The sequence below is a fragment of the Arsenophonus nasoniae DSM 15247 genome (genome assembly GCF_000429565.1).
In the GTDB taxonomy this organism is placed as follows: Bacteria; Pseudomonadota; Gammaproteobacteria; order Enterobacterales; family Enterobacteriaceae; genus Arsenophonus; species Arsenophonus nasoniae.
The window spans coordinates 1-11,083 of record NZ_AUCC01000091.1 but is presented as its reverse complement, the minus strand read 5'-3'; the positions used below and the strand labels follow the sequence as shown (position 1 = coordinate 11,083).

The 11,083-nt window shown below is 32.4% G+C and carries 10 protein-coding genes, 3 tRNA genes and 1 pseudogene; 11 read left to right on the top strand and 3 right to left on the bottom strand.

The window, feature by feature from the left end; all coding sequences use genetic code 11:
- Window positions 1-151, top strand: a pseudogene (locus G468_RS25440) (IS91 family transposase); the annotation flags it as partial.
- 180 nt (window positions 152-331) lie between these two features.
- On the opposite strand, the gene flhD reads toward G468_RS25440, so the two are convergent.
- From flhD to cspE, 3 genes are all read right to left on the bottom strand, one after another.
- Window positions 332-679, bottom strand: a complete 348-nt coding sequence (gene flhD / locus G468_RS0114270; RefSeq protein WP_026823673.1) for a flagellar transcriptional regulator FlhD — start codon at window positions 677-679, stop codon at window positions 332-334.
- Between the two features lie 1,015 nt (window positions 680-1,694).
- Window positions 1,695-1,886, bottom strand: coding sequence for a protein DsrB (gene dsrB, locus G468_RS0114265; protein ID WP_026823672.1), 192 nt, complete (start codon window positions 1,884-1,886; stop codon window positions 1,695-1,697).
- 87 nt (window positions 1,887-1,973) lie between these two features.
- Complete coding sequence (gene cspE, locus G468_RS0114260; protein ID WP_026823671.1) at window positions 1,974-2,186, bottom strand: transcription antiterminator/RNA stability regulator CspE; 213 nt, start codon at window positions 2,184-2,186, stop codon at window positions 1,974-1,976.
- 475 nt (window positions 2,187-2,661) lie between these two features.
- On the opposite strand from cspE, the gene G468_RS0114255 reads away from it, so the two are divergent.
- The 10 genes from G468_RS0114255 to G468_RS0114205 all read left to right on the top strand — a co-directional run.
- Window positions 2,662-3,147 (top strand): YlaC family protein, encoded by a 486-nt coding sequence (locus G468_RS0114255; protein WP_026823670.1) that lies wholly within the window; start codon window positions 2,662-2,664, stop codon window positions 3,145-3,147.
- A 151-nt stretch (window positions 3,148-3,298) separates the two neighbouring features.
- Window positions 3,299-3,374, top strand: a tRNA-Asn gene (locus tag G468_RS0114250).
- Window positions 3,375-3,663: 289 nt separating this feature from the next.
- Window positions 3,664-3,739: transfer RNA gene (locus G468_RS0114240), tRNA-Asn, on the top strand.
- Between the two features lie 201 nt (window positions 3,740-3,940).
- Window positions 3,941-4,016: transfer RNA gene (locus G468_RS0114235), tRNA-Asn, on the top strand.
- A gap of 168 nt (window positions 4,017-4,184) precedes the next feature.
- On the top strand, window positions 4,185-5,234 hold the full coding sequence (pyrC, locus tag G468_RS0114230) for a dihydroorotase (protein WP_026823669.1): 1,050 nt from the start codon (window positions 4,185-4,187) through the stop codon (window positions 5,232-5,234).
- 469 nt (window positions 5,235-5,703) lie between these two features.
- The gene (locus G468_RS0114225) at window positions 5,704-6,303 is read left to right on the top strand and encodes a LuxR C-terminal-related transcriptional regulator (RefSeq protein WP_026823668.1); all 600 of its coding nucleotides are present in this window, start codon (window positions 5,704-5,706) and stop codon (window positions 6,301-6,303) included.
- Window positions 6,304-6,707: 404 nt separating this feature from the next.
- Entirely contained in the window at window positions 6,708-7,652 is a 945-nt protein-coding gene (locus G468_RS0114220; protein ID WP_026823667.1) for a Kdo(2)-lipid IV(A) acyltransferase, read from the top strand.
- Between the two features lie 501 nt (window positions 7,653-8,153).
- Window positions 8,154-9,680 (top strand): peptide MFS transporter, encoded by a 1,527-nt coding sequence (locus G468_RS0114215; protein WP_026823666.1) that lies wholly within the window; start codon window positions 8,154-8,156, stop codon window positions 9,678-9,680.
- 298 nt (window positions 9,681-9,978) lie between these two features.
- Window positions 9,979-10,509: a peptide-methionine (S)-S-oxide reductase MsrA gene (gene msrA, locus G468_RS0114210; protein WP_026823665.1), complete on the top strand. Its 531-nt coding sequence runs from the start codon at window positions 9,979-9,981 to the stop codon at window positions 10,507-10,509.
- A gap of 315 nt (window positions 10,510-10,824) precedes the next feature.
- Window positions 10,825-11,083, top strand: a 259-nt coding sequence (locus tag G468_RS0114205) for an IS5 family transposase (protein ID WP_026823664.1), incomplete at its 3' end; no start/stop codon positions are given.

The following is an 11,083-nucleotide window of genomic DNA, read 5'->3' as shown; positions in this document are numbered from 1 at the left end:
AGGTTTTTTAAATACTGACCCGTACCAATGTATTTTATGTGGAAACCGATTGCGGTTTATGAGTGCGGAAAAAGGAATACACGCCGTCACTTTACTGTCAGAAAGGCGGGATAAAATGGTCAAAAAACGATGGTTACAAACCGCAGCCTAGGAGCAGTGTGCCTATTATTAGGCTTTTAGATGATAATTTAACCGAATTACTGTTCTCATGGTTAATCAACGAGAAAACTGTCAGAATTTAATAGAAATATTGAGTTCAAAACACCTCCATTAATGCCTTACTGTATTGATTGAGATTCCTAACCATGAACAATACTTTTACTCGCCATAATTATGCCCTTCTTTTTATCGATTTATCATTTTCCGATAATTGTTGGAACAAATGAGTAGATAACAAAATTCCAGTATGAATTTGTTGGAGATCATCAACACGAGACTCTTTAGTTAATTGTTCAATCGTTTCGCTATTCTTAAATCTAAAATTACAGATTAATTGGTTAGTCTCTGCTAATTTAACTAACTGTGGTAATGTCAAACTGAGCAATGAATCTGCTGTTTCCTCGGTAATACCTAATCGAAACATAGCGGAAGCTTTTTCTTCCTTAATAAGACGTTGTGCAAGTAATAAATAAGAAAGATTAATATCGTAAATTTGCTTCAATAAATCTGCTGTGTTCATATTTTTATACTCACTTATTTTATTTAATTAAATTCGCTGGTGTTAGGCTATAAAAGTACTTACCATTAATGGATAAAATCTCTTTTATTGGGGCACTAAAAATTGCTCTATAGATTTATTTCAAAACCAAAGTATTACAGTCATAACCTACTTCGATATTTTCAATTTGAATAAAAATTCACACTCAATAACCAGAATAACTTGCATGTTTATAGCTGATTCTTACGATTATTCAGTTGTGCTTAGGCTATTTAAATTTAAGGTTATGTTATATCAAAAATAGTCGGCTTTTATTATTAAACTCAATATTAATCTTTTATTTACTCAGAAAAATAGAATAATAACCAAGGTTATTTTATTAATTTAGTCAATTAATAAACATTAAAATAACCATTAATTAGCAATATTTCAAAATTAAAAACTAACATAAATTACAAATATAGATTATAAAACTATAAAAATAATCAAAAACCAAATAATGCATAAACAAACAACCAAAAAACAACATTTATCATTGTAAAATTTTTTTTTAAAAATTTGGTTTACGTTAAAGGCGATTAAAAATTATTTTATCTATACATATGAGCCATTCATAACGAAAATATCACTATTATTCAATATGTTATAAAATTAAAAATTCTAATTTAATAAATTTTTAGACAAAAAAATCACATTAGCGATCTTTCATATAAAAAATTACTTATTTTATGATAAAAAAATAGCTTATTTTTTTATTAAAAATATTTAATAAAATAAAAAACATATTTTTATATAGATATTCTTATTTATAATTTAGAATGTATAATATAAATAATAAAATGCATATTTTAAAAATTTAAAATATAATATTAAAATAATAATTTTTTTAGTAAACAATTTCCTACTAGATTGAGTTATAAATTATTTATTAAAATAATCATCAAGTTACTCAGTTTTAAAAATTCTTTAACTATAACAAGGATACTCAGTACAGAAATAATCCCTCGCTAAGAGTTATGAAGATTTTAATTTATATTTATTCACATTTTGGCATCACATAAGTCCCTGCGCCTGCCGTGCTCTCATTAAAAAACCAAATACCGGTAGGATATTCGGGTAACTCAATTAAATACATTATTCCCTCATTAAAAGGTTCAATTAAGCGAATAATACCTTCCCGCATCTGCTCACCATCAGTTTTTACTAAAACGCTATCATTGATCTTCATAAGCTATACCAAAAAAATTTACTACAAAAATAAAGAAGCCTGCCGCTTGCACGACAGGCTTCAAGAAATCCATTTATTTAACTAATCTTAAAGAGCAGTTACATTCGCTGCAGCTGGGCCTTTCGAACCATCTTCAATGGTAAATTCTACATTTTGCCCTTCAGCCAGGGTTTTGAATCCATTTCCTTGAATGGCAGAGAAGTGAACGAATACATCTTTGCTACCATCAGAAGGAGTGATGAAACCAAAGCCTTTAGATTCGTTAAACCACTTCACTTGACCCTTCATTTTGTCAGACATGTGCCTTTTCCTATATAACAAATAAACATTGCCGTTTTCGGCAGGTATACAAAAGCCTACATCACTATTTAATTCATGGAAGCACTCAGCAAGAAACGGTCGAAAGGCTATCAGGGATAACACTACTCATAACACATTAACTTAAATGTCGTAAATAAAATAGATCTGTTTATTAGGCTTCCTCCCATTAACGCACGAGTAGTTAATAATATCAATAGTTTTATGCTTTTGTTTAAGAAAAAAATTGAATTTTTTCAAGAATATTCTTCGTTAACCCAGTAAATTAATAAAAAAATCAAAATGATCTAAATAAATTCATAAATATAAATTTTTTTTCTGTTTAGGACAATTCCTAATCAATAAAGATTTTGCTTAAATAAAGAGAAAAACGGCGATGTCGATAACTCAAGCAATTTTATATGCTAGTCTCAAAGCTCAGATTCATCTATAAATCTAATCAATTAAGGTAAATATCATGGATATGATAAAAGTAATCCTGAATGAAAATCTCTGCCAAATAAATAAACAGCAAAACCGTAATAATAGACCTTATTTAAATTGGCAGTTCATCACTAGTCATCCCTATCTTTGTATAGGAATGATCATCGCTTACTTGCTGACAGCTATTCTAATCTATTATACACCCTACTTTGGGTTATACTGGACAATCGGCTTCACACTATTTTTCCTGCTATTGGCCGCAGCATTGCTGTTTGATATCAAACCAACATATCGTTTTAAGGATATTGGAATACTGGATTTACGGGTATGTTACAATGGTGAATGGTTTGTTACTGAAGAAGTATCAGATGCAGCTATTAACAAAATACTTACTGAACCAACTATCAATGATGCCATCAAAACCGAACTAAAACGTCTTATCAAACAAAAAAGCAAAATAACATTTTATGATATATATCTACTTGCCTACTCGCCTAATTCAATAAAGAACCACTCATAATTCATATATAAATCATATAATATCAGATAAATAGCTCATTTTTAATTCAATATGATTACAGTACAAACAAACAGTAAAAATATTATATTTTTAACATTGACAGTGGTCGAGGACATCGTTAGTATGCAGCCAGCTTTTTAGCTTGCTCAATTCCTCCATAGTTCAGTTGGTAGAACGGCGGACTGTTAATCCGTATGTCACTGGTTCGAGCCCAGTTGGAGGAGCCAAATACTAAAAGCCCGCAATTATGCGGGCTTTTGCTTTTAGTTTAATATGCGCATCAATTATGCCGCCATAACAAAATTTGCTTTTTTGTCCACTTCTTTGTAACCAATACAAAATGAGCTTCTCTTTGGGTCAATTTTAGAACTTTTACAATATAGGATTTGAATTTTTAAATTAGTAACCCTCTTTCTTGATTACCTTATAACCAAACAGTGATTATTTTCATTTTTATACTTTACAACTAAGATAAGCACCGCTATTATTCCGCTCGTTGTGAAGCACATGACCAATTCCTCCATAGTTCAGTTGGTAGAACGGCGGACTGTTAATCCGTATGTCACTGGTTCGAGCCCAGTTGGAGGAGCCAAATTTTAGCAAACCTGTCTAATAGACCGTTTTTTTGCCTTCAGTAGTAAATTAAATATATTAAAAATCCAACCTCTATGCTGACTATCAAGCAACATCTCGCTAGCAATCATATTGCTACATGCAAAGATTTAAATAACTCTTTTTGGTCTTTGACAAATTGACTTTCTGTCGATAACATTCACTGCACATCTCATGTTATTCCTCCATAGTTCAGTTGGTAGAACGGCGGACTGTTAATCCGTATGTCACTGGTTCGAGCCCAGTTGGAGGAGCCAAACCCTCTTAACTATACTTCTGTCATCAATTTTATAACTTCTTCCTTTGATAGCGGATTAATCTGCTTTTTAGTATAGCTATTTTGTTTTTTTCACTTTATCATTCCTATCTGACATGCTCACAACTCATCTTTATTCATTATCTACCTTTAAGATGGAGTCAATTTCATGACCCAAATTACGACAACTATTAAAATTCGCCGCCCAGACGACTGGCATGTTCATTTTAGAGATGATGATATATTAAAACTTGTTGTGCCTTATACTAGCCGATTTTTTGGCCGAGCAATAGTTATGCCAAACTTGGTACCTCCAATTACTGAAATTAATCAAGCAAAATCTTATCGAGAAAGGATCCTGAATGCGACTCCTGTAGAACATCCATTTACACCATTAATGACCTGCTATCTAACGGATACCACTGATGCAAAAATAGTTGAAGAAGGCTTTAAGCAAGAGGTATTTACTGCCTGTAAACTTTACCCAGCCTACGCAACAACTAACTCTAAATATGGGATATCAAAGATAGAAAATATCTATTCCGTTTTTGCCATAATGGAAAAAGTAGGTATGCCACTATTAGTGCACGGCGAAGTCACAAGCAGTGACATTGATATTTTTGATCGTGAAGCCTATTTTATTGATCAAACATTAGAGCCTATTAGAAAAGATTTTCCTAGTCTAAAAATTGTGTTTGAACACATTACCACTAAAGAGGCCGTTCAATATGTACTGGCTGGAAACGACAAGCTGGCTGCTACCATCACACCACAACATTTAATGTTTAATAGAAATCATATGTTAGTTGGTGGCATCAAACCTCACTTATATTGTTTACCTGTTCTGAAGCGCGACATCCATCAAAAAGCATTACGTGAGGCAATAACAACGGACTGTCAACGCTTTTTCCTTGGCACAGATAGTGCCCCCCATACCCAAAATAGAAAAGAGTCTGCTTGTGGCTGCGCTGGTGTTTTTAATGCACCTACTGCCCTTGCAGCCTATGCTAGCGTTTTTGATGAAATGAATGCTCTGGAAAAATTTGAAGCATTTTGTTCATTAAATGGCGCCAAATTTTATGGCTTACCCGTTAATGAAGGCTTTATTGAGCTTAAACGTAAAAAAAATATTATTGCTGACAAAATTTCCCAAGGTGAAAATCATTTAATTCCTTTTTTAGCAAATGAAGACGCTAATTGGGAAATCAATGTTCTATAATTATCTACTATAAAGTTATCATGGCTGTGGTCTATTATTAATCAATCAACCACAGCCATCTTATGATTTGTACGTAAAAAACCATTATTTCATTTAAAATAACACTGTTATCTAGGTTTATTTTGCTAATAATCTATTATTTATGAACAATATGACATCATGCATTCGTTAATCTTTTAGCCAAAATTTCTATAAAAAATAAACAATAAAACCAATAAAAATCCAGAAAGACAATGAATATACTTTCTGAAAAGTGTTATTAATAAAACTAAATTATATAAATAAACCAAATCAATTAATAAAGAATATTAAGCTAATATGGGTATTCAATTAAATACTTACTATGATATTTTAATTATATAACAGTAAGATATTTACAAATTTTTATCGCTATTTTTTATTGCACTTATGGTAAGTAACCCATAAGAAATTTATTGTTTATCTATTATTTAGACAAGGATGTTTTGTAATGAAAGTTTTAATTATTGACGAATGTTATTATACAAGATTAGGCATCAGTGAATATTTATCAAAAATCAATAAACTTCAGTTTATTAGTCAAGATAGTATTAAATCTGCCATAAATCATATTAATAATTTTTCTCCTGATGTTGTTTTAGCCAATTTAACACATTATTGTCACCATGCAGAATATTGTAATCAACTACAAACATTTATTGAAAAACTACATAATGTACGTTTCTATATTTATCTTGATTCTCCTTACCCCTTCACAAATCGGCCTATATTGCTAAAAAACCAATGTTTTATTATGTCAAAAAAAATATTAAATTACGTATTAGAGCGATTAATAGAAACTAATAGCATATTAAAAAACATCACTTATTTATCAAATGACAATGCATCAATTTTTAGTTATCAAGAGCAAAAAATTATCAAAAATTGGATGAATGCAGTGCCTAATCATGTCATTGCCAGAAAGCTTGGGATTAGTAATAGTACGGTTTATTCCCATAAAAGACACATTACTGAAAAAATTTTTGTTAATAATCGAATTGAACTTTTTTTTGTTTATAATATTTTTAAATATATTTATTCAAATGATTAAAATATTTCCTATTTACAAAAAGAATTTAATTTAATTATATTATTTATAATAGAATTAATTTTATTCATAACTCATATCAATTTTTTTGCTTTGTATTGATTTAAAATGAGTACGACCAATCATTCTCGTGCTCACTACCTTTTTATTTCATTTACACCAGATATCACTGATAGCATACCTCGATATATGATCTTCAATAAGTTACCACCAACTGTTAACAAGCAAGACCATATAAAATAGCAATACTTCACCTTCCTCAGCAAAAAATGTATAACAAACCACGCTAGAGCAAGCCAGTGATAAGTATTGAAGGGTAATTAAATATCCAGTTAAAGTTTTAGCTTTGCTAAAAAAAGTGTCACAATAGATAATATTGATATTAATACTGACTAAACATAACACAGATGATAAAAGAATCGCCTTTTAAAATTTCATATTTACATCCCCAATATTGGTTAACATGGCTAGGAATTGGTCTGCTTTATTTACTGGTTCTACTACCTTATCCTGTTATCTATTGGCTAGGAACTCGCCTTGGACGCTTATCAAAATACTTTCTAAAAAAACGCCTACTGATTGCAAAACGTAATTTGGAACTCTGCTTCCTTACCATGAGTGCACAGCAACGCCAACAAATAATCAATAAAAATTTTGAATCAGTGGGTATGGGTATATTTGAAACGGGTATGGCGTGGTTCTGGTCTGATAAAAGAGTACAACGCTGGTTTACAATTAAGGGTCAGCATAATATTGAAAAAGTTCAGTTGACAGGGCAAGGGATCATCGTAATAGGCATTCATTTTCTAACCCTCGAATTAGGCGCGCGTATCTTTGGTATCTTAAATCCTGGTATTGGTGTTTATCGACCTAACGACAATCCGGTAATGGATTGGTTGCAAATTCGGGGACGATTGCGTTCTAATAAATTCATGCTTGATCGCAAAGATATAAAAGGCATGATACGCAATCTTAAACAAGGAGAAATTTTATGGTATGCACCAGATCACGATTATGGCCCAAGAAAGAGTGTTTTTGTGCCTTTTTTTACTGTTAAACATGCCGCTACCACCATAGGCACCCATATTCTAGCAAAGCTTGCTAATCCAGCTATGATACCTTTTACTCCCAGACGATTAGCAAACGCTAAAGGTTATGAATTAATCATTCAGCCAGCAATAACCCATTTTCCACAGCAAGATGAAATTTCTACCGCAACTTTTATGAATAAACTAATTGAAAAAGAGATTATGCAAGCACCTGAGCAATATATGTGGTTGCATCGTCGATTTAAAACAAGACCCGCAGGTATGCCATCGCTTTATGGCGATCTCGATAACATACACGATTAATAACTACCAGTGACTGTATTGTCAAACCAGTCACTAGAGTTATGAGACAATCTTTTTCACTAATCAGCTATTATTATATTAACTATCAATTAAATGCTAAAAAATCAACTAAACATGTAATTAAATGATAATTTTCTTAATTTTTAATCTCAAATTATATTTATTAGCCAAAATATGATAACAATCAGAAAATAAGTTTTTATCTTATTGATTTGAATAGTTTTTATATTTAACAATAATTTAATTTATAAAATTATTTTAATTACATCTTCTGGTTTTTAGTCGATATAAGGTAGGAAAAAGAATATTTTTGTCGACTTTTGTATAAAAAATGGTTTAAATACAAGTAATCATAATTTTCTAATAATATGATAAAAAATAATATTGCACGATATTAGATTAGCAGCGATATTTGAACTGAAAAAGATAATATTTATAACCGAAAACTATTTTTTAACTTTTAAAATTTTACTGGTAGATTTATTGATGGGGAATATTTAGATGCAACGCACTGTAATAAAAACTAAAACTTTCTTTGGACATCCCTATCCACTGAGTTCTCTCTTCTTAACTGAGATGTGGGAGCGTTTTTCATTTTACGGCGTGCGGCCACTATTGATCCTATTTATGAGCGCAACCTTATTACAAGGAGGAATGGGATTAACAATCGAGCAAGCATCAGCTATTGTCGGTATTTTTGCCGGTGGTGTTTATATCACTTCACTTCCTGGCGGATGGTTAGCTGATAACTGGCTTGGGCAACGTAAAGCGGTTTGGTATGGATCACTGATTATTGCATTAGGCCATCTATCCATCGCGTTTTCTGCAATCTGGGGTAATAGTCTATTTTTTATCGGATTATTATTCATTGTACTGGGAACCGGTTTATTTAAAACTTGTATTACTGTTATGGTTGGCACTTTGTATAGAAAAGATGATACGCGGCGTGACGGCGGATTTTCACTGTTCTATATGGGAATTAACATGGGCTCATTTATTGCACCGTTAATTATTGGACCACTATATGAAAAATACGGTTGGCATATCGGCTTTGGCCTCGGTGGAATTGGTATGCTGATAGCCCTACTTATCTTCCGATTTTATGCCGTTCCACAAATGCGTCGCTACAATAAAGAAACAGGTATTGCGGCGAGTTGGGAACAACCAACCGTTAAGCGTAAAAACGTCGGTAAATGGATCACATTAATAATGGTATTATTGGCTGCTATCGTGATACTTATTGCGACAGATATCGTGCCATTTAATGCTACCATTGTGGCCAAAAGTTTTGCTTATATCATTGCCACCTTTGTTAGCCTCTATTTTATTTATATGTTTTTCCTAACGGGATTAAATAAAAATGAGCGTATGCGTTTATTAGTCTGCCTTATTTTACTTATTTCAGCGACATTTTTCTGGTCAGCTTTTGAGCAAAAACCGACCTCATTCAACATTTTTGCTCGTGATTATACTGATCGCTATCTTACTAATGGCTTTGAAATTCCAACCATATGGTTTCAAGCAATTAATCCGCTGTTCATCATCATTCTTGCCCCTCTATTCAGTTGGTTATGGCCAACTATGGCTAAGCGCAATATAAATCCGACTAGTACCACTAAATTTGTTATTGGTATCTTATTTGCTGCTGCTGGATTTGCCATTATGATGGTAGCCGCAAACATAGTTATTACGCATAATATCAATGTTTCTCCCATTTGGTTGATTAGCAGTATGTTACTATTAACTTTAGGTGAATTATGTTTAAGTCCGATTGGGTTAGCAACAATGACATTACTGGCACCTAAAAAAATGCGCGGACAAGTGATGGGTCTTTGGTTTTGTGCTAGTGCGTTAGGTAATCTGGTTGCAGGAATTATGGCCGGAAATATCAATAAAGAACAATTACAGTCTATGCCAGCCCTCTTTTCCCAGGTTGCTATTGCATTAATGATTTGCGCTGCAGTATTGGCAATCTTAATTATTCCAATCAAGAAAATGCTCCAGAACGCCAATCAACAAACAAGTTAACTTAAATAATTATTTTCTTCCCCTTAGTAAAAATTAAGGGCATCTATTAGTAAAATATTCTTACAAAAGTAACTTATTCAATACAATGCTATTAATATCAAACAAGAAGCAAAATTTAACCTATTTTTCAGCATCAAAATAATAAACTAATCATTTGATAGCTAACAATATCAAGTTATATTACAGTATAAATAAGCCTCAAACGGCTTATATAACATGATAAAACAGCTATCATCTTTTTTAAATAAATCGTATTTATTGATGCTGACGCTATTTACAAGTTTAAAAGGCAATCACGATGACAATTGAATATGCAGTGATCAGTGGTGGATGTTTTTGGTGTACCGAAGCAATATTTAAAGAAGTAATTGGTGTCAAATCGGTTGAAAGCGGTTATACCGGTGGAACTGTAGAAAATCCTACTTATGCACAGGTTTGTTCCGGTAAAACAGGGCATGCAGAAGCGATTCGCGTCACTTTTGATCCACAACAAGTAAGCTATGATGAATTGCTGGCTATCCATTTCGCTACCCATGATCCAACTCAGTTAAACCGACAAGGCAATGATATTGGTAGCCAATATCGTTCCGCTATTTTCTTCACCTCTGAGCAACAAAGGCAGACTGCCAAAATAGCGATAACAGATGCTCAAAAAAACCATGCCGCACCAATAGTAACGACAGTGGAGCTTTTTGAAAAATGGTATCCAGCAGAAAAATATCATCAAAATTATTGGCAGAATGAAGGTCAACAAAACAGTTATTGTTTAGCCATAATCCCAGCCAAATTACAAAAACTACGCTCTCTGTTTGCCAAGCAGAGTCGATGACCATCATAAACAAACAGTTAACTTTTTACAAAAAAATAATTAATTTAGCGTAAGAGACTTTGCTACTATTTCTTTAGCCGCATTGACTCACTTTTTATAAACGCTTATTCATTTATTCGCTATTTATTATTAGATAAAAAATATCACTAACATTAGCTAATTATTATTTTTTATCTTTTAAAAAAACCATTTTATGGTCTGCTATCTTAGTTTTAACCCCTTAAGCGATCATGCAGTTTTTTTAAATCACCTCTAGGCTGTGTCCCTTAATTGCTTGAGCTATAGTATCCATCTGTTTCTACGATACTTTGAATTATGGCTCGCTACGATCTTTCTGATGAAGCATGGGCAATCATTGAGCCCTTGTTGCCAACCGTTTTGACATCTTCGCGGGTCGGTCGGCCGTGGGCAGAACATCGCAAAATCGTCAACGGCATGTTCTGGATACTGTGTTCAGGCGCCCCATGGCGTGATTTACCTGAACGTTACGGCCCATGGAAAACCGTTTATAACCGTTTCAACAGATGGTCAAAGGATGGAACTATTAACATTATTTTCAATAAGTTGCTTTCAT